The 19,067-nt window shown below is 71.3% G+C and carries 15 protein-coding genes; 13 read left to right on the forward strand and 2 right to left on the reverse strand.

From position 1 onward, the window contains the following. The first annotated feature begins 3 nt into the window (after window positions 1-3). The 10 genes from ACFV9T_RS13685 to ACFV9T_RS13730 all read left to right on the forward strand — a co-directional run bounded on the left by ACFV9T_RS13685 (window position 4) and on the right by ACFV9T_RS13730 (window position 14,169). Window positions 4-2,178: a PQQ-binding-like beta-propeller repeat protein gene (locus ACFV9T_RS13685; protein WP_385439572.1), complete on the forward strand. Its 2,175-nt coding sequence runs from the start codon at window positions 4-6 to the stop codon at window positions 2,176-2,178. A 7-nt stretch (window positions 2,179-2,185) separates the two neighbouring features. Continuing rightward, the gene (locus tag ACFV9T_RS13690; protein WP_385439574.1) at window positions 2,186-4,345 is read left to right on the forward strand and encodes a PQQ-binding-like beta-propeller repeat protein; all 2,160 of its coding nucleotides are present in this window, start codon (window positions 2,186-2,188) and stop codon (window positions 4,343-4,345) included. A gap of 49 nt (window positions 4,346-4,394) precedes the next feature. After that, on the forward strand, window positions 4,395-6,470 hold the full coding sequence (locus tag ACFV9T_RS13695; RefSeq protein WP_385439576.1) for a PQQ-binding-like beta-propeller repeat protein: 2,076 nt from the start codon (window positions 4,395-4,397) through the stop codon (window positions 6,468-6,470). A 64-nt stretch (window positions 6,471-6,534) separates the two neighbouring features. Continuing rightward, window positions 6,535-6,825 (forward strand): hypothetical protein, encoded by a 291-nt coding sequence (locus ACFV9T_RS13700; RefSeq protein ID WP_385439578.1) that lies wholly within the window; start codon window positions 6,535-6,537, stop codon window positions 6,823-6,825. Next, window positions 6,825-8,405: an amidase gene (locus ACFV9T_RS13705; RefSeq protein WP_385439580.1), complete on the forward strand. Its 1,581-nt coding sequence runs from the start codon at window positions 6,825-6,827 to the stop codon at window positions 8,403-8,405. The genes ACFV9T_RS13700 and ACFV9T_RS13705 overlap by 1 nt, the downstream gene beginning before the upstream one ends. A gap of 214 nt (window positions 8,406-8,619) precedes the next feature. Then, window positions 8,620-8,907: a 30S ribosomal protein S15 gene (gene rpsO, locus ACFV9T_RS13710; protein ID WP_009714645.1), complete on the forward strand. Its 288-nt coding sequence runs from the start codon at window positions 8,620-8,622 to the stop codon at window positions 8,905-8,907. 378 nt (window positions 8,908-9,285) lie between these two features. Further along, window positions 9,286-11,517 carry a polyribonucleotide nucleotidyltransferase gene (locus ACFV9T_RS13715; RefSeq protein WP_385439584.1) on the forward strand — a complete coding sequence of 744 codons (2,232 nt, stop codon included), beginning with the start codon at window positions 9,286-9,288 and terminating at the stop codon, window positions 11,515-11,517. Further along, window positions 11,514-12,893: a M16 family metallopeptidase gene (locus ACFV9T_RS13720; protein WP_385439585.1), complete on the forward strand. Its 1,380-nt coding sequence runs from the start codon at window positions 11,514-11,516 to the stop codon at window positions 12,891-12,893. Before ACFV9T_RS13715 ends, ACFV9T_RS13720 begins: the two co-directional genes overlap by 4 nt. Window positions 12,894-12,938: 45 nt before the next feature. Next, complete coding sequence (dapB, locus tag ACFV9T_RS13725) at window positions 12,939-13,691, forward strand: 4-hydroxy-tetrahydrodipicolinate reductase (RefSeq protein ID WP_385439588.1); 753 nt, start codon at window positions 12,939-12,941, stop codon at window positions 13,689-13,691. Window positions 13,692-13,701: 10 nt separating this feature from the next. After that, complete coding sequence (locus ACFV9T_RS13730) at window positions 13,702-14,169, forward strand: hypothetical protein (protein WP_385439590.1); 468 nt, start codon at window positions 13,702-13,704, stop codon at window positions 14,167-14,169. A gap of 13 nt (window positions 14,170-14,182) precedes the next feature. Here ACFV9T_RS13730 and ACFV9T_RS13735 read toward each other — a convergent pair whose 3' ends face one another. Together ACFV9T_RS13735 and ACFV9T_RS13740 are read right to left on the reverse strand one after the other, a co-directional pair. Beyond that, window positions 14,183-14,770, reverse strand: coding sequence for a hypothetical protein (locus tag ACFV9T_RS13735; RefSeq protein WP_385439592.1), 588 nt, complete (start codon window positions 14,768-14,770; stop codon window positions 14,183-14,185). Between the two features lie 64 nt (window positions 14,771-14,834). After that, complete coding sequence (locus ACFV9T_RS13740; RefSeq protein ID WP_385439594.1) at window positions 14,835-15,071, reverse strand: hypothetical protein; 237 nt, start codon at window positions 15,069-15,071, stop codon at window positions 14,835-14,837. Window positions 15,072-15,269: 198 nt separating this feature from the next. On the opposite strand from ACFV9T_RS13740, the gene thyX reads away from it, so the two are divergent. From thyX to ACFV9T_RS13755, 3 genes are all read left to right on the forward strand, one after another. Next, window positions 15,270-16,058, forward strand: coding sequence for an FAD-dependent thymidylate synthase (thyX, locus tag ACFV9T_RS13745; protein WP_385439596.1), 789 nt, complete (start codon window positions 15,270-15,272; stop codon window positions 16,056-16,058). Window positions 16,059-16,227: 169 nt separating this feature from the next. Then, on the forward strand, window positions 16,228-17,127 hold the full coding sequence (gene dapA, locus ACFV9T_RS13750) for a 4-hydroxy-tetrahydrodipicolinate synthase (protein ID WP_385439598.1): 900 nt from the start codon (window positions 16,228-16,230) through the stop codon (window positions 17,125-17,127). Between the two features lie 124 nt (window positions 17,128-17,251). Further along, window positions 17,252-18,937: a ribonuclease J gene (locus ACFV9T_RS13755; protein WP_385439599.1), complete on the forward strand. Its 1,686-nt coding sequence runs from the start codon at window positions 17,252-17,254 to the stop codon at window positions 18,935-18,937. Window positions 18,938-19,067: the final 130 nt, after the last annotated feature.

The raw sequence follows: 19,067 nt of genomic DNA on the forward strand, positions 1-19,067 counted from the left end.
CCTATGGAACCGCCGTACGTGCCGTACGTGGACGGCTGGGCCGGTGCGACCGACGACGGTACGCCGCGGATCGGCCCGTACCGCGTCGTCACCCCAGGGGACGGGTCGGCCGAGGACGCGCGCCGCTGCCTCGCGCGCGACGACCGCTCGGGCCGCGCCGTCGTCCTGACGCTGCCGCACCCGGCGCTGGCCGACGACCCGGCCTACCGGGTGCGGTTCCGGGCGGAGGCCGAGAACTCGCGCCGTATGACCGGGCGGTGGGCGGCGCCCGTCGCCGATATCGCTCCAGCCGATGCCCGGCTCCCCTGGGTGGCCCACGACTGCTTCCCCGCCCTCACCCTGCCCGCCGCGCTGGCCGCACACGGCGGCCCGCTCCCGGAGCCGGTCGTCCGCGCGCTGGGCGCGGCCCTCGCCGAGACGCTGGCGGGGGCGCACGCCAACGGTCTGGTGTTCGCCGGGATATCGCCCGGCGCGGTGCTGCTCACCGCCGACGGCCCCCGGCTGACCGGCTACGGGCTGGTCCGGGCCGCGGCCCTGGACCGGATCGAGCGCACGGGACTGCGCGGCGTGGACCCCGCCGCGCTGCCGCCGGAACAGCGGGCGGGCGAACGGCCGCAGCCCCACGGTGACGTCTACGCGCTCGGCGCGGTGCTGGCCTACGCCGCGACAGGCCGGACACCGGGCCGGGCCGATGCGCTCCCGGAAGGGCTCCGGGCGGTGGTCATCGCCTGCCTGTCTCCCGACCCCGCACACCGGCCCCGGCCCGCCGCCCTGCTCCAGGCGCTCCGTACGCCTGCGGGCTTCGGCGGCGGCCTGCCCCAACCCATCGCGACAGCCCTCGCCGAACAGGCCGCCCGGCACCCGGCGGAGGCGGTGCCGGACGCGACGGAGCCCGTCGGCCGTGACCACGAAGACGGACCGTCCCGGCGTTCGCTGACCCTCGGCGGCCTGGCCGGAGCGGCCGGACTCGTCCTGGGGACAGGAGGGGTGGCCGCGTTCCGCGCGGTGGCGGACGACGGGCCCGCCCGACCGGCACCGCTGTCCGTACGCGGGACCGCCCCCGCTCCGCTGTGGCGGCGCGACATCGACATCGACATCGAGGAGGAGACCCCGCCCGTGATCTTGGGCGGGGAATTCATGCTGTTCGCGAGCACGAGTGCGAGCGCGATAACGGCGGTGCGGCTGCGCGACGGCAAGAAGCTCTGGACCCGCGAGAACATGTGGTCCGCGCAGGCGCTCAGGCCGCTCGGGGGAGGGCTCTTCCTGAAAGCCAGTCAATCCTGGCTCGAGCCCGAGTTCGCGGCCATCTCGATGCGCACCGGAAGAGTCGTGTGGACCGAGCGCGCCTATGACGGGAGCAAACGCCCCGCGTTCCAGGGCCCCTTGGCCACCCGCGGCAACACCATTTGGTTCATGGCGGCGGAGGCCGGGGGAGGGGACGCGGACCGCGAGAAGCCGATGGTGATCGCCTACGACGCCAGGAAGCGTGAGGAACTGTGGCGCACCCCGCTTCCTGACGCGGGCTCGGGCGGTGTGGACCAACGCCCCGGGGTGCTGCGCGACGGGGCCCTCATCATCGAGAACAACGGCGCGTCGTCCGACGGCCTGCCCGGGACCAAGACCTGGTCGTACGTGGCACTCCGGCAGCGGGACGGCCGGAAACTGTGGACGCGCTCCTACAAGGGCGTTGTGCCCTCCAGCTCACAGGCCTACCGGGGTATCGCCCCCGGAGGCCTGCTGATCGCCTGTGACGGCAGAACCGCGCACGCCCACGACCTCACCAGCGGCACACAGCGCTGGCGGTTCACGGCCAAGGGATACCTGTACACCGAACCCGCCGTCCGGGGCCGCATGCTGTACGCCACCGACGAGCACAGCGTCACCTACGCCGTCGACACCCGCACCGGTCGTCCGCGGTGGCGGCGCGAAGCCGCCTTCGAGCCGGGAGTCGGGATGCCCTACAGCTATAACGTGATCAGTGACGCGGGCCGGACCGTGTTCCAGGTCAACGCCTCCGAGATCGAGGCGCTGAACGCTGCCGACGGATCGAGGCGCTGGCGCTTCGCACCCGTCGGCCGTGGCCAGGGTGCCGGTGGCTTCGACGGCTTCGCGGGCAGTGTGCCCGGCATGGTCCTGGTCATGAACGGACGTTCCCTCTACGCACTGCCGGTGGACTGATTCGCCCATGGCCCAACCCCTCACCCACGACGACCCGCGGCGGCTCGGCGCGTACGCCCTCGTCGCCCGCCTCGGCAGCGGCGGCATGGGCACCGTGTATCTCGGCCGCTCGCCCGGCGGGCGTACGGTCGCGCTGAAGACCATGCACCGGCAGTTCGCCGCGCAGACGGTGTTCCGCACCCGCTTCCGGCTGGAGATCGACGCGGCCCGCGTCATCGGTGGACAGTACGGCGCCCAGGTCGTCGACGCCGATCCGCTCGCCCCGACGCCCTGGCTCGCCACCGAATACGTCCTCGGCCCGCCGCTCGACGAGGCGGTGGCCCTCTGCGGCGCGCTGCCCGAACCGGCCGTACGGGCGCTCGGCGCCGCCCTGTGCGACGCGCTCGCGCAGCTGCACCGGTCCGATGTCGTGCACCGCGACCTGAAGCCGTCCAACATCCTGCTGACCGCCCGCGGCCCCAAGGTCATCGACTTCGGCATCGCCCGGGCGGCGGGCGACGACCGGCTGACCCGTACGGGCGCGACGGCCGGAACGCCCGCCCATATGTCGCCCGAGCAGGCGGTCGGCGGCGAACACACCCCGGCGGGCGACATCTTCGCCCTCGCCGGGGTGCTGGTCTTCGCGGCGACCGGCCGCCCGCCCTTCGGCAGCGGACAGCCCGCGGACCTGCTCTACCGGGTCCGGTACGAGGAGCCGGACCTGAGCGGTGTGCCGGACGGGCTGCGCCCGGCACTGGAGCGGTGCCTCGCCAAGGACCCGGCGCAGCGCCCGGGCACGGCGGACCTCGGAGCGCTCCTCCACGACGCGACCGGCGACATCGTGGACCACCTCCCGGACGCCGTGCTCGCGGACATCGCCCAGCGCAGTGCGGCCGTATGGGAGATCCAGCCCTCCCGGCTGCCCGTACCGGATGAGGAGGAATCCCCCACCCTGACGTCCGCGTCCAGGCGGCCCCGCGTCACCCGTCGCAGGCTCCTCACCATCGGCGGCGGCGTGCTCGCCGCGGGCGGCGCGGCGGGCGCCTGGGGCCTGCTCGCCCCCGATGACGATACGGCGGGCACCGCGCGCGAGAAGCGCTCCCGGAGCACTCCGGGAGGAGCGCCGCGCATGGCGTGGAAGGCCACGGCGGGGGAGGTGACCGGCGACGCCGTCGCGCTCCCGGTCGGGGACGACCTGGCCCTGGCCTCGGACAGCGCGCTGCTCCACATCGACGCGCGGACCGGCAAGCGGCGCGCGGAGAGTCAGCTGATCGGGGGCGCGAAGACCGTACTGTCGGACGGTGAGCGGCTGTTCGCGCTGGACGGTGGCCTCAGCCAGCTCCGTCTGGCCCCCGTCGACCCCGCCACGGGCAGCTTTCGCGCGCCGCTCGCCGAGTTGGACGGTCTCGACCCGCTGCAGACGCGCCTGGTGGCCATGGTCGGCCGCTCCCTGGTCCTCGAAGGGGAGACCCGCAAGGGCTGGGTACGGATCGCCATTGACTCGCGTACCGGCGAGCGGAGATGGCGGCGGCCGATGCCCACCCCGGCCGACACCTACCTCGATCCGGTCGCGACCCCCGTGGGGTCGTCGTACGTCCGTACGCAGGGGGAGTCGGTCTCCCTGATCGACGCCCGCACCGGGGCGACCCGCTGGTCGGTGCGGGTCCCCCAGAAGCACTCGGAGCTGGGGACGACTCATGCCGTCGCCTCGGACCACCTGTTCCTCGGCAGCCGGGAACTGCTCGCGCTGCGGCTCTCCGACGGCAAGACCACGTGGAGCTTCGGCAAGGGCCGGAAGTTCGGCGACCACTACGACCCGCAGGCCCAGCATTACGGCCCGCCGGTCTTCAAGGACGACGTCGTCTATACGACGGAGCGCGACAACCGCCTCATCGCCCTGGACGCACGGAACGGCCATCTGCTGTGGGAGCAGGACGAGTCCACCGCGACGCCCCTCTCCTTCTCCGCCACCTCCACCGTGAACGGCAGGTACTTCTATGCCTCGCCGGAGAACGACGCCCAGTGGATCGCGGCGATCGACCTGCGGACGCGCCGGGTCGCCTGGACCTTCCAGAGCCCCTTCGGCGACAAGGGCAGTGTCATCCCGACGATCATGGCCCTCCCCAAGGCCAAACGGCTCATCGTCGTGCGCGGCCCCGCCGTATGCGCCCTTCCGCTCGACGAGTAGCGGCGGGACACCGGCTCATCGACCATCCCCACCCCCGTTCAGGAGCTTCATGAACCCCCTCGGCACCGGCGATCCCCTCCGCCTCGGCCCGTACCGCCTCACCGGCGTGCTCGGGGCGGGCGGAATGGGCCAGGTGTACCTCGGGCGGGACACGCAGGGCCGGACCGCGGCCGTCAAGGTGCTGCGGCCCGAGCTGGCGCACGATCCGGAGATGGCCCGCCGCTTCCTCCGCGAGGCGTACGCGGCACAGGCCGTGCGCAGCGGCGGGGTGGCGCGGGTGCTGGCGGCGCAGACCGAGGGCGGACGGCCGTGGATCGCCACCGAGTTCCTGGTGGGGCCCACGCTCGACCAGGCCGTCGAGCGGTACGGGGCGCTCGGCGAACCCGCCGTCAGGGCGCTGGGCGCGGCGCTCGTGACGACACTGCGGGAGATCCACGGCGCCGGTCTTGTGCACCGCGACCTCAAGCCGTCGAACATCGTGCTCACCTCGCGCGGCCCCAGGATCATCGACTTCGGTATCGCCCGCCCCGAGCACGGACTCACCCTCACCACCACCGGACAGTCGCCCGCCACCCCCGGCTACGCCGCGCCCGAACAGGTCCTGGGGCGGCGGACCGGGCCCGCGGGGGACGTCTTCTCGCTGGGCGTGGTCCTGGCGTACGCGGCGGGCGGGCGGCCGGTCTACGAGGGCGGGCACGTGGCCGCCGTGCAGTACCAGGTGGTGCACGGCGAGCCGGAACTCGGCGCCGTCCCGGAGGACATACGGGCCCTGGCCGGGCCCTGCCTCGCCAAAGAGGCCGCGGACCGGCCCGCCCTCGACGCGCTCGCCGGGCAACTGGCGCCGCCTCGCGGCGCCCACCGGATCTGGCGTACCGGACCGCTCGCGGAGGACATCGCGCGGCGCGAGGCGGACGCCCGCCGGATGGCCACCATGCCCGGCGACGAGCCCGCCCGCCCCACCCGGCGCAGGCTGATCACCGCCCTCGCCGCGGGCGGCACGGTGCTCGCGGCGGGCGGCGGCGCCGGGGCGTGGTGGCTGCTGCGCGACGACGGGGACGCGGCGGACGGTACGCATCCGTGGGACGCGAAGCCGCTGGCGAAGTACGAAGAGGGTGTCGCGCCCTCGCCCCTGTGGGGACCCGTCGACATCGGTCCCCTGGACCGCGCCGATCAGGACGTGCCCGCGCCGCTCCCCGTCGATGACCTCGTGGTCGTCCCGGCTAAGGGCGGCCGACTGCGCGCCCATGGCGTACGCGACGGAAAGCCGCGCTGGACCTCGAAGGTCACCGGGCTGACCGGACGCGCCCTCGCGGTCTCCGGCGACACCGAAGACACGGAAGGCACCGTTCTCGCCGCCGACACGCGAGGCGGGGTACGGGCGTTGCGCGCAGCGGACGGCAAGGAACGGTGGAAGGCCGCGCGGGCGAACGCGCGGGCCCTGCTCGCCGCCGACGACCGGGCCGTCTACCTCACTACCCGCGACGGCCGGATCCGCGCCGTATCGCTCGCCTCCCGCACGACCCTGTGGACGGCGGCGGGCCCGGAAGGCCGGACCGCCCCCGCCGCGCTGGTGGCGGGCGACCGGCTGGTGGTCCACGGCGCCGACTCCAAGGTGACCGGGTACGACACCGCCGACGGCAAGCCCGTCTGGCACCGCGACGGGCAGGGCGCCACCCCCGTCACCCCGGCTGCCGCCGACGACACGGTCTACCTGGGCGGGCGCACCCTGGCCGCGCTCTCGCTCGCGGACGGCAAGGAGAAGTGGGCGCGCACCGCCACCGGCGAACTCGGCTGGAGCGCACCGGCCGTGCGCGACGGTGTCGTCCACGCCGTGGACGGCGCCGACCTGACCGCCCGCCGGGCGTCGGACGGTTCGGACACCTGGACGGTGACCGTTATCGCGTCCGAGCACCATCCCCTCGCGCCGCCGGTGGTGCAGGGCAACAGCGTCTGGGTGATGATCGACGACTTCGGCCAGCGGGGCGTCGTGGCCGTGGACGCCCGCAGAGGAGGCGTCGCCTGGCCGTACGCGCAGGGCGGCGCGGGCAGCTGGCGGCTGATGGGATCCGGGAACCGGGTCTTCCTGCTGCACAACGAGAAGCTGACGGCCATGCCGGTGTTCTAGGACAGCCGGTCCACGACAACCGCTCGATCCACCGCCACACCCACGCGATCATTCGGAGACACCCTTGGACAGCGACGCGCTGGACGCGTACATACGGGCCCGGCTGGCACTGGCCGGAGTCGACATAGACCAGCTCCCGGACGTGGCCGACCCCGAGACCGGCACGCCCACCCGGGCCGTGATCATGGTGGCGCTGCGCGAGTTCGTCGCCACGACGCCCGGCGCGCTGGCCGACTGGACGCCGCCGACGGGCGGCGTGGGCGGCGCGTTGGGGGCGGCGTACGCGCAGCAGGAGGCCGCACCGCTCGCGTACCCGTCGATCACCACCGCCTGGACCGGGGAGGCGGACCGCTGATGGGCCGGGACCTCAACCGCCGGACGTTCCTCGCCGCTTCGGCCGCCGCCGGGGCCGGTGGCGCCCTGGCCGCGTCCGCCGCACCGGCGACCGCAGCTCCGTCCCGTAAGAAGCCCGCGCCCACCACTCCCGCCCTCACCGTCCCCGACCTGCCGGTGCGTCAGGCGGCGCGGCACGATCCCACGGAGGCCACGCTCGCCGAGGCCGTCGTCCTGATCCGCACCGGGCGGCTCACCTCCGCGGACCTCGTGCAGGCGTATCTGGACCGCGTCGAGAAGTACGACAAGACCTACCAGGCGTACGCCGAGGTGACCGGGAAGCAGGCGCTGCTCGCGGCCTATACCGCCGACCGGTCGCACAAGGACCGCGGGCCGCTGGCCGGGGTTCCGCTGTGCGTCAAGGACAACTACTTCACCAAGGGCGTGCCCACCCGCGCCAACTCCTTCATCTTCGAAGACTTCGTGCCGGTCACCGACGCCACCGCCGTCGCCCGGCTCAAGACGGCGGGCGGCATCCTGCTCGGCAAGGGGCAGATGGGACCGCTGGCCACCACCCGCGCCACCACGCCCGCCGGTCTGATCACCACCGTCAACGCCTGGACCCCCGACAACCCGCTCATCGACCCCGGCGGTTCGTCCACCGGACCGGCCTGCGCGGTCGCCGGGCGGATGGCGTCGTCCTCCATCGGCACCCAGACCGGCGGTTCCATCGTCAACCCGGCCAACCGGCAGAACCTCACCGGACTGAAGCCCACGATGGGCCGCGTCTCCCTGAACGGCGTCATCCCGCTCTCGTACACCCGCGACCACTGCGGCCCGATCGCCCGCGACGCGATGGACGCGGCGATCATGCTGACCGTCATGGCAGGACCGGACGCCGAGGACCCGCGGACCCAGGGACTGCCGCGCCTGCCCAACCTGGTGCGCGCGGCCACCCCCGTGGTCTCGCCCAAGGGGAAGGTACGGCTTCGCCGACCCACCCGGATCGGCGTGCCGCCGGGCTTCACCGACGGCATCGCCCGGCGCTCGGCGCTCCTGGACACCCTGGCGGATCTGCCCGGCGTCACCCTCGTGGAGATCCGTTACCCATCCGACTGGTCCCTGCTCACCGGCAGCGCGTTCAACGCCGCACGCCTGAGCGAGCGCACCGAACCGTTCCGGCACTGGCTGCGCGAGGACCTGACGAAGTTCGGCGTCTCGGTGCTGGGCTGGCTCCAGGGGCTGATGATCTCCGGCGACGAGTGGATCACCGCCCAGCGCGCCAAGCACCATCTGCTGCGCGCGGTGCTCGACGGTCCGTTCGACCAGTGCGACGTACTGCTGCAGACCAGCCCGGTACCGTTCGACATCCTGGGCCTTCCGGAGATCGGCTTCCCCATCGGCTTCACGGCCGGTATGCCGACCGGCGCGATCCTCGGCGGCGCTCCGTACGAGGAGGACCGCCTGCTGGAGGTGGTCGCCGCCTACCAGGCGGTCACCGACTGGCATCGGCGGCGCCCGGCGGACCCGGTCCTGGAGCCCGTCAAACGGGTCGTCCGCCCGCTGCTGAACGCCGTGGAGGCCGCCGCGGCGAGTGCGTAGCGGTGGCCTCCACGAGTGCGCAGCGGTTGCCTCCGGAGCCGAGTCCGGACACTGGTACTCTGTGTGCTGGCCGTTTGCGTACGCGCCCCCGGAGCCTTCCCCGAAGGTCCTGGAGACAGCGCCCAGCGGACCCCGCCTTCCGAGTCACGGAAGATCCCCTGAGACAAAGACCAGGGGCACTCGGCGGCTGAAACAGAGAAACCTAGGAGTACGCGTGTCGCTCGACGCCGCTACGAAGAAGCAGATCATGACCGAGTTCGCCACGAAGGAAGGCGACACGGGCTCCCCGGAGGTCCAGGTCGCGCTGCTGTCGCGTCGCATCTCCGACCTGACCGAGCACCTCAAGACCCACAAGCACGACCACCACTCCCGCCGTGGTCTGCTGCTGCTGGTCGGCCAGCGCCGCCGGCTGCTGCAGTACCTGGCGAAGAAGGACATCACGCGCTTCCGTGCGCTGGTCGAGCGCCTCGGCATCCGTCGCGGTGCGGCGGGCGCCAAGTAAGTCGTCGTGAAGGGAGCGGTTCCCGCGTCGGGGGCCGCTCCCTTTGCCGTACGCGGGGCCACGTGCCGCGCCGTACGGTCCGGTACGGAGCGCAGCTTGTCCGCTACGTCCCGTACGCGCCAGACCACACAGCCATCGTGATGATGGCCGAAGCTTTGTAGTCTGGTCCCAACAACGCCATAACGCACGAGGAGGAGCGCCTCATTCCCGCCACACCGGCGCCATAGGAGCCGGTCCTCGGTAGTGGCTCCCGGAACTGGCAATTCCGGTGGCTTCGATCGAAGACCGGCCCGGCCGCCGGACAGCACGGCACGGAGGCGCTGCTCCACCACCGTCCACCGTCATACGGACGGGGACGCAGACGAGGAGATTTCCCTGGTGGAGAACGAGACCCACTACGCCGAGGCCGTCATCGACAACGGGACCTTCGGCACCCGCACCGTCCGCTTCGAGACGGGCCGCCTGGCCCGTCAGGCCGCCGGCTCCGCCGTGGCCTACCTGGACGACGACACCATGGTGCTGTCGGCCACCACCGCTTCGAAGAACCCGAAGGACCAGCTCGACTTCTTCCCGCTGACGGTCGACGTCGAGGAGCGCATGTACGCCGCCGGGCGCATCCCCGGCTCGTTCTTCCGGCGCGAGGGCCGCCCCTCCGAGGACGCGATCCTCACCTGCCGCCTGATCGACCGCCCGCTGCGCCCGTCCTTCAAGAAGGGCCTGCGCAACGAGATCCAGGTCGTCGAGACGATCATGGCGCTCAACCCCGACCACCTCTACGACGTGGTCGCGATCAACGCCGCCTCCTGCTCCACCCAGCTCGCGGGCCTGCCCTTCTCCGGCCCGATCGGCGGCACCCGCGTCGCCCTGATCAAGGGCCAGTGGGTCGCCTTCCCGACCCACAGCGAGCTGGAGGACGCCGTCTTCGACATGGTCGTCGCCGGTCGCGTCCTGGAGGACGGCGACGTCGCGATCATGATGGTCGAGGCCGAGGCCACCACGCAGACCATCCAGCTGGTCAAGGACGGCGCCGAGGCGCCGACCGAGGAGATCGTCGCGGCCGGCCTCGAGGCCGCCAAGCCGTACATCAAGGTCCTGTGCAAGGCCCAGTCGGACCTCGCCGCCAAGGCCGCCAAGCCCACCGGCGAGTTCCCGATCTTCCTGGACTACCAGGACGACGTCCTGGAGGCGCTGACCGCCGCCGTCCGCGACGAGCTGTCCCAGGCGCTCACCATCGCGGGCAAGCAGGAGCGCGAGACCGAGCTGGACCGCGTCAAGGCGCTGGCCGCCGAGAAGCTGCTGCCGCAGTTCGAGGGACGCGAGAAGGAGATCTCCGCCGCGTACCGCTCGCTGACCAAGTCCCTGGTGCGCGAGCGCGTCATCAAGGAGAAGAAGCGCATCGACGGCCGCGGCGTCACGGACATCCGTACGCTCGCCGCCGAGGTCGAGGCGATCCCGCGGGTCCACGGCTCGGCGCTGTTCGAGCGCGGCGAGACCCAGATCCTGGGCGTCACCACGCTGAACATGCTCCGCATGGAGCAGCAGCTCGACACGCTCTCGCCCGAGACGCGCCGTCGCTACATGCACAACTACAACTTCCCGCCGTACTCCACCGGTGAGACCGGCCGCGTCGGCTCCCCGAAGCGCCGCGAGATCGGCCACGGCGCGCTGGCCGAGCGGGCGCTGCTGCCCGTGCTGCCGACCCGCGAGGAGTTCCCGTACGCCATCCGCCAGGTCTCCGAGGCGCTCGGCTCCAACGGCTCGACCTCCATGGGCTCGGTCTGCGCCTCCACGATGTCGCTGCTGAACGCCGGTGTGCCGCTGAAGTCCCCGGTCGCGGGCATCGCGATGGGCCTGATCTCCCAGGAGATCGACGGCGAGACCCACTACGTCACCCTCACCGACATCCTCGGTGCGGAGGACGCGTTCGGTGACATGGACTTCAAGGTCGCCGGCACCAAGCAGTTCGTGACCGCCCTCCAGCTGGACACCAAGCTGGACGGCATCCCGGCCTCCGTCCTGGCCGCGGCCCTCAAGCAGGCCCGCGACGCCCGGCTGCACATCCTCGACGTGATGATGGAAGCCATCGACACGCCGGACGAGATGTCCCCGAACGCCCCGCGGATCATCACCGTCAAGATCCCGGTGGACAAGATCGGTGAGGTCATCGGCCCGAAGGGCAAGATGATCAACCAGATCCAGGAGGACACCGGCGCCGAGATCACCATCGAGGACGACGGCACGATCTACATCGGTGCCGCCGACGGCCCGGCCGCCGAGGCCGCCCGCGCGACGATCAACGGCATCGCCAACCCGACGATGCCCGAGGTCGGCGAGCGCTACCTGGGCACGGTCGTGAAGACCACCACCTTCGGCGCCTTCGTCTCCCTGCTCCCGGGCAAGGACGGGCTGCTGCACATCTCGCAGATCCGCAAGCTCGCCGGTGGCAAGCGCGTGGAGAACGTCGAGGACGTGCTCGCGGTGGGCTCCAAGGTGCAGGTCGAGATCGCCGAGATCGACCAGCGCGGCAAGCTGTCGCTGCACCCGGTCATCGAGGGTGAAGACGAGAAGAACGACGCGGACGACGACGCGAAGGACGAAGCTTCCAAGTGACGTCCCGCGACGACGTGACGACGGCCCGCACCTCTTCGGAGGGGCGGGCCGTCGCCCGTACCCAAACGCTTCTCGCGGGCGAGAGGGGCATCGGTACGGTCCGCAGGACCACGCTCCCGAGCGGCCTGCGCATCCTCACCGAAACCCTGCCGTCCGTGCGCTCCGCCACCTTCGGCATCTGGGCGCACGTGGGCTCCCGCGACGAGACCCCGACGCTCAACGGCGCCACCCACTACCTGGAGCACCTGCTCTTCAAGGGCACCCGGCGGCGCAGCGCGCTCGACATCTCGGCCGCCATCGACGCGGTCGGCGGCGAGATGAACGCGTTCACCGCGAAGGAGTACACCTGCTACTACGCGCGGGTGCTCGACACCGATCTGCCGCTGGCCATCGACGTCGTCTGCGACATGCTGACCGGCTCGGTGATCGACACGGCTGACGTGGACGCCGAGCGCGGCGTCATCCTCGAAGAGATCGCGATGACCGAGGACGACCCGGGCGACTGCGTCCACGATCTGTTCTCGCACACCATGCTCGGCGACACCCCGCTCGGCCGCCCCGTCCTGGGCACCGTCGACACCGTCAACGGGCTCGGCCGCGACCAGATCGCCCGCTTCTACAAGAAGCACTACGACCCCACCCACCTGGTCGTCGCCGCCGCGGGCAACGTCGACCACGACACGGTCGTGGCGCAGGTGAGCGACGCCTTCGAGCAGGCGGGCGCCCTCACCCGCACAGGCGCGGACCCGATCGCCCCGCGCGCCGGTTCCAAGACGATCCGCACCGCGGGCCGGGTCGAGCTGCTGAACCGCAAGACCGAGCAGGCGCACGTCATCCTCGGCATGCCCGGCATCCCGCGCACCGACGACCGGCGCTGGGCGCTCGGCGTGCTCAACACGGCGCTCGGCGGCGGCATGAGTTCCCGGCTCTTCCAGGAGGTCCGGGAGAAGCGCGGCCTCGCCTACAGCGTCTACTCGTACAACTCCGGCTTCGCCGACTGCGGTCTCTTCGGCGTCTACGCGGGCTGCCGTCCGAGCCAGGTGCACGACGTCCTCAAGATCTGCCGCGACGAGCTGGACCAGGTCGCGAGCGACGGCCTCACCGACGAGGAGCTGCGGCGCGCCATCGGCCAGCTCTCCGGCTCCACGGTGCTGGGCCTGGAGGACACCGGCGCGCTGATGAACCGCATCGGCAAGAGCGAGCTGTGCTGGGCCGACCAGATGTCGGTGGACGACATGCTCGCCCGGATCCAGTCGGTCACCCCGGACGAGGTGCGCGAGGTGGCCCGCGATGTACTGGGGCAGCGTCCTTCGCTGTCGGTCATCGGCCCGCTGAAGGACAAGCAGGCGGCCCGGCTGGACGAGGCCGTCGCCTAGCCGGAGAGGCCGCCTGGCCGGAGAGAAGCAAAGGGAAGTGGAACGATGAGCAAGCTGCGCGTGGCCGTCCTGGGTGCCAAGGGCCGGATCGGCTCCGAGGCCGTACGGGCTGTCGAGTCCGCCGAGGACATGGAGCTGGTCGCCACCCTCGGCCGGGGCGACAAGCTGGAGACCATGGTCGAGGCGGGCGCCGAGGTCGCGGTCGAGCTGACCGACCCGGGCTCGGTGATGGGCAACCTCGACTTCTGCGTACGGCACGGCATCCACGGCGTCGTCGGCACCACCGGCTGGACCGACGAGCGCCTCGCGCAGCTGCGCGGCTGGCTCGACGCGTCGCCCCGCACCGGCGTGCTCATCGCCCCCAACTTCTCCATCGGCGCCGTGCTGACCATGCGCTTCGCCCGCCAGGCCGCCCGCTTCTTCGAATCGGTCGAGGTCATCGAGCTGCACCACCCGGGCAAGGTGGACGCGCCCTCGGGCACCGCGGCCCGCACCGCCCAGCTGATCGCCGAGGCCCGCCGCGAGGCCGACCGCGCCCCGCAGCCGGACGCGACGGCGACGGGTCTCGAAGGCGCCCGGGGTGCCTCGGTGGACGGGGTGCCGGTGCACTCCGTACGGCTGCGCGGACTCCTCGCCCACCAGGAGGTCCTGCTCGGCGGCGAGGGCGAGACCCTCACCATCCGCCATGACTCGATCCACCACAGCAGCTTCATGCCGGGTATCCTGCTCGGCGCGCGGCGCGTGGTCACCACCCCCGGCCTGACCTTCGGCCTGGAACACTTCCTCGATCTGGACTGAGGGCACACCGGTGCGCGCAAAACTCACATATTTCGTCCTCGCGGCCGTCCTGGTCGTCTACTTCGTGCTGGTCGGCGACCGCGGGGTGCTGCTCATCCGGCAGGGCACCCCGGTGACCGTCGCCTACGGCGCTGCCGTCCTGGTGCTGCCGCTCATCGGCGGCTGGTTCCTGTGGAAGACCACCCAGTTCGCGCGCAGTGCCGACCGGCTCGCGCGCGAACTGGACGCCGAGGGCGGCCTTCCGGTCGATGAGCTGGTGCGAACGCCGAGCGGGCGCATCGACCGGGACTCGGCGGACGCGGTCTTCGCCAAGCGGCAAGCCGAGACGGAGGCGGCGCCGGAGGACTGGCGCTCCTGGTTCCGGCTCGCCGTCGCGTACCACGACGCCCGCGACACCGCCCGCGCCCGCAAGGCGATGCAGCGCGCCATCGCCCTCCACGACGGCAAGCCGGTCCGGGCCGCCGACCTCTCCGGCTAGCGGGGCCAGGCCCCTAGCGGCGGTACCGGGCGACCCATCCGTCCAGGGTGTCGACGGCCGAGCGGAAGGCCTCGGGGCGCCTCAGGAAATCGGTGTCGTGGCTGGTGAACAGGGTCAGCGGGGCACCGCCCGACGTCCGCTCGGCGAGCACCGCCTGACCCTGCGCGGTGCGCGGAAGGCCCAGCACGCGCACCGGCCGCTGGACCGTGTGTATCGACGCGACGTCCTGCCAGGCGAGCGTCGTCGACGAGAACAGACCGGTCCGCCGCAGCCCCCGCGCACTCGCCCGGACGCCCGCCCCCACCATCCGGAACGCGAAGGCGATCGCCAGCGCCGCCGCGGCGACACACACCCCCGCCGTGGACCCGGAGCCCGCCAGGATGATGATCAGCGCCGAGAAGAGGAGATACGAGGCGAGCAGGAGCAGCACCGCCGCCCCGCCGACCCGCCAGGGACCCGGCCGGTACGGGCGGCGCCGGCGCTCCGGGTCCTCGTAGGCGCCCTCGGCATACGTGACGTCGACATGCGAGAGCGGGGCCGCTTCCGGCCCCGCTCGGTCGTCGTCATGTGCGCGTTCGGCTGTCAGGAAGGGCAGGGGCACAGGATGTCCTCACTCACACAACACGTCCGTTGGTCTGTGCTGAGTGAGGCTATCTCAGCACTGCTCAGCGCCCGTGTGATGCCTCCTGCACCTGCTGAGTGGGGTGCGACTGACTGTCGAGCGCGGGCATCCCGAACATCAGAGCGCCGACGAAACCGGCGACGATCGTCAGCCCCATCAGCGTCCGGCCGGTTATCTCGGACCGGGACGCCCTGGGGTGGGGAGGCGGGGTGACATTACTGCGGAAACGATCGGCTTCGGCGACGAAGGCGAACGGTACGGGCTCTCGCCGGCGGAACATGAGCGGGCTCTCCTTGGAACCTCGAGCGCGGGCACTTCAGTGTGTAGGACGTGTGAACGACCTTCCTGGTGCCCTGTTTCACGAACTTCAGTCAAAATTTTCTGCGAGGGCGTACGGGTGCCGGGCGGAGCGGACCTGTCGGTGGTGGCCCGTAAGCTGGGCGCGCCCTGAGCGATGCAGATATGGAAGGACCCGTCGGTGAGCGAGACCCCCGCCGAGACCCCCGCCGAGCGCCCGGCGGAGAGCCCGGCCGAGCGCCCGGCCGAGACCGAGAAGGCCAGTTTCCGCAGCGATGTGACCGTCGAGCTGGTGAAGCACAGCGCCGCCGACTCCGACGTCCTGTGGGCCGCGCGGGTGTCCACCGCGGGTGAGCAGTCCCTCGACGAGCTGACGAAGGACCCGGAGCGCTCCAAGGGACTGATCAACTTCCTGATGCGCGACCGGCACGGCAGCCCGTTCGAGCACAACTCGATGACCTTCTTCATCAGCGCCCCGATCTTCGTCTTCCGCGAGTTCATGCGGCACCGCGTGGGCTGGTCGTACAACGAGGAGTCCGGTCGCTACCGCCGTCTGGAGCCGGTCTTCTACGTGCCAGGCGAGGACCGCAAGCTGGTCCAGCAGGGCCGCCCGGGGAAGTACGAGTTCGTCGACGGCACTCCCGAGCAGCACGCGCTCACCGGCCGCGCGATGGAGGACGCCTACCGCCACGCGTACGAGGCGTACCAGGAGATGCTGGCCGCCGGGGTCGCCCGCGAGGTGGCCCGCGCGGTGCTCCCGGTCGGTCTGTACTCCTCGATGTACGCGACATGCAACGCGCGCTCGCTGATGCACTTCCTGGGCCTGCGCACCCAGCATGAGCAGGCCGCCGTGCCGTCGTTCCCGCAGCGGGAGATCGAGATGGTGGGGGAGAAGATGGAGGAGGCGTGGGCCGGGCTGATGCCGCTCACCCACGCCGCGTTCAACGCCAATGGGAGGGTGGCTCCGTAGCGCGAGCGAAGTGTCCGTATTGCGGCGTTTCGAGAAGTTCATCTAGGCTGAACAAAGGGGCCCGGCACTGCTTGAACCCCCGAGCAGGCAGTGCCGGGTCCTCTCCGGTGGCGCTGTTCCGCCGCCCCGAGCGAGCGCTGCGGGGCGCGCTACGAGTAGCGTGGTGCCCATGGCACCGACATCCACATCGCAGACCCCTTTCGGGCGGGTGCTGACCGCCATGGTCACGCCATTCACCGCTGACGGAGCGCTCGACCTCGACGGCGCCCAGCGGCTCGCCACTCATCTGGTGGACGCCGGCAATGACGGCCTGATCGTCAACGGCACCACCGGCGAGTCCCCGACCACCAGCGATGCGGAGAAAGCCGAGCTAGTACGAGCCGTGGTGGAGGCGGTCGGCGACCGCGCCCACGTCGTAGCCGGAGCCGGCACCAACGACACCAGGCACAGCGTGGAGCTCGCCCGCGCGGCGGAGCAGGCGGGTGCCAATGGCCTGCTCGCCGTCACCCCGTACTACAGCAAGCCCCCGCAGGAAGGCCTCCTGCGCCACTTCACCGCCATCGCGGACGCCACCGGCCTGCCGGTCATGCTCTACGACATCCCCGGCCGCAGCGGTGTCCCGATCGGCACCGAGACCATGGTCCGGCTCGCCGAGCACCCGCGCATCGTCGCCAACAAGGACGCCAAGGGCGACCTCGGGCGCGCCAGCTGGGCCATCGCCCGCAGCCGCCTCGCCTGGTACTCCGGCGACGACATGCTGAACCTGCCGCTGCTGTCGGTCGGCGCCGTGGGCTTCGTCTCCGTGGTGGGCCACCTCGTCAGCCCCGAACTGCGCGCCATGCTCGAAGCCCATCTCCAGGGCGACGTCGCGAAGGCTACGGAGATCCACCAGCAGCTGCTCCCGGTCTTCACCGGGATGTTCCGCACCCAGGGCGTCATCACGTCGAAGGCCGCGCTCGCCCTCCAGGGCCTGCCCGCCGGGCCGCTGCGGCTGCCGCTCGTCGAGCTGTCCCCGGAGGAAACGGAACAGCTCAAGCGCGATCTTGCCGCTGGCGGGGTACAGCTCTAGTCAAAGACGCGATAGTCGCACCTTCATACTTCACAACTACATACAGACACATCAGCAAGTGCACGAATGTCACGCGCGCCATGTGCCCCAGGGGGCATGTGGCGCGCGTGGTGAGGAGAGTCTTTTGAGTCATCCGCACCCTGAACTCGGCCCGCCGCCGAAGCTTCCCGAGGGTGGCCTGCGTGTCACCCCGCTCGGCGGCCTCGGCGAAATCGGCCGCAACATGACGGTCTTCGAATACGGTGGCCGGCTGCTGATCGTCGACTGCGGGGTGCTCTTCCCCGAGGAGGAGCAGCCCGGAGTCGACTTGATCCTGCCGGACTTCACGTCCATCCGGGACCGCCTCGACGACATCGACGGCATCGTGCTCACCCATGGGCACGAGGACCACATCGGCGGCGTGCCGTTCCTGCTCCGCGAGAAGCCGGACATCCCGCTGATCGGCTCCAAGCTCACCCTCGCCCTGATCGAGGCGAAGCTCCAGGAGCACCGGATCCGCCCGTACACGCTGGAGGTGGAGGAGGGGAACCTCGAGCGGATCGGCCCCTTCGAGTGCGAGTTCGTGGCGGTCAACCACTCCATCCCGGACGCCCTCGCGGTCGCCATCCGCACCCCGGCGGGTCTCGCCGTGCACACCGGCGACTTCAAGATGGACCAGCTGCCGCTGGACGGCCGCCTCACCGACCTGCCCGCCTTCGCCAAGCTCGGCGAGGAGGGCATCGATCTGCTGCTGTCGGACTCCACCAACGCCGAGGTCCCCGGCTTCGTCCCGCCGGAACGCGACATCTCCAACGTGCTGGGCCAGGTCTTCGCGAGCGCCCAGAAGCGCATCATCGTCGCGAGCTTCGCCAGCCATGTGCACCGCATCCAGCAGATCCTCGACGCGGCCCATGAGTACGGGCGCCGGGTGGCCTTCGTCGGCCGCTCGATGGTCCGCAACATGGGGATCGCCCGCGACCTGGGCTATCTACGGGTCCCCGCAGGCCTCGTGGTGGACGTGAAGACCCTGGACGACCTCCCGGACGACGAGGTGGTGCTCGTCTGCACCGGCTCCCAGGGCGAGCCGATGGCCGCGCTGTCCCGGATGGCCAACCGCGATCACCAGATCCGCATCGTCCCGGGCGACACGGTGATCCTGGCGTCGTCGCTCATCCCGGGCAACGAGAACGCGGTCTACCGCGTCATCAACGGGCTCACCCGCTGGGGCGCGCACGTCGTCCACAAGGGCAACGCCAAGGTGCACGTCTCCGGCCACGCCTCGGCCGGTGAGCTGCTGTACTTCTACAACATCTGCAAGCCCAAGAACCTGATGCCGGTCCACGGCGAATGGCGCCATCTGCGCGCCAACGCCGAACTGGGCGCCCTGACCGGCGTCCCGAAGAACCGCTGTGTCATCGCCGAGGACGGAGTGGTGGTCGACCTGGTCGGCGGCATCGCGAAGATCACCGGCAAGGTGCAGGCGGGCTATGTGTACGTGGACGGCCTCTCGGTCGGCGACGTCACCGAAAGCTCGCTCAAGGACCGCCGGATCCTGGGCGAGGAGGGGATCATCTCGGTCTTCGTGGTCGTCGACAGCACGACCGGCAAGATCGTGGGTGGTCCGCACATCCAGGCCAGAGGCTCCGGTATCGAGGACGGGGCCTTCTCCGCGGTCCTCCCGAAGATCGAGGACGCCCTGGCCAAGTCGGCTTCCGACGGCGTCGCGGAGCCCCACCAGATCCAGCAGCTCGTGCGCCGAGCCGTGGGCAAGTGGGTGTCCGACAGCTACCGCCGGCGCCCGATGATCCTCCCCGTGGTGGTCGAGGTCTGACGCGGCCTCAGCTCCAGGAGGCGCTGAACCCCGGGCGGGGGGGGGCGGCGGAGGGGTCGGGGGCGCACCCCACCGCCAGAAAATGTATAAAAAAAAAAACAAAACAACAAAAAAATCAAAAACGAGGAGC

Origin of the sequence: Streptomyces sp. NPDC059850, from assembly GCF_042731515.1 — a bacterium.
GTDB lineage: Bacteria > Actinomycetota > Actinomycetes > Streptomycetales > Streptomycetaceae > Streptomyces.

Coding starts and splice junctions, on each gene's coding strand:
- dapA (WP_385439598.1), top strand. CDS start 16,228: ATGGCACCGACATCCACATCGCAGACCCCTTTCGGGCGGGTGCTGACC.
- ACFV9T_RS13690 (WP_385439574.1), top strand. CDS start 2,186: ATGGCCCAACCCCTCACCCACGACGACCCGCGGCGGCTCGGCGCGTAC.
- dapB (WP_385439588.1), top strand. CDS start 12,939: ATGAGCAAGCTGCGCGTGGCCGTCCTGGGTGCCAAGGGCCGGATCGGC.
- ACFV9T_RS13740 (WP_385439594.1), bottom strand. CDS start 15,071: ATGTTCCGCCGGCGAGAGCCCGTACCGTTCGCCTTCGTCGCCGAAGCC.
- ACFV9T_RS13705 (WP_385439580.1), top strand. CDS start 6,825: ATGGGCCGGGACCTCAACCGCCGGACGTTCCTCGCCGCTTCGGCCGCC.
- ACFV9T_RS13685 (WP_385439572.1), top strand. CDS start 4: ATGGAACCGCCGTACGTGCCGTACGTGGACGGCTGGGCCGGTGCGACC.
- ACFV9T_RS13695 (WP_385439576.1), top strand. CDS start 4,395: ATGAACCCCCTCGGCACCGGCGATCCCCTCCGCCTCGGCCCGTACCGC.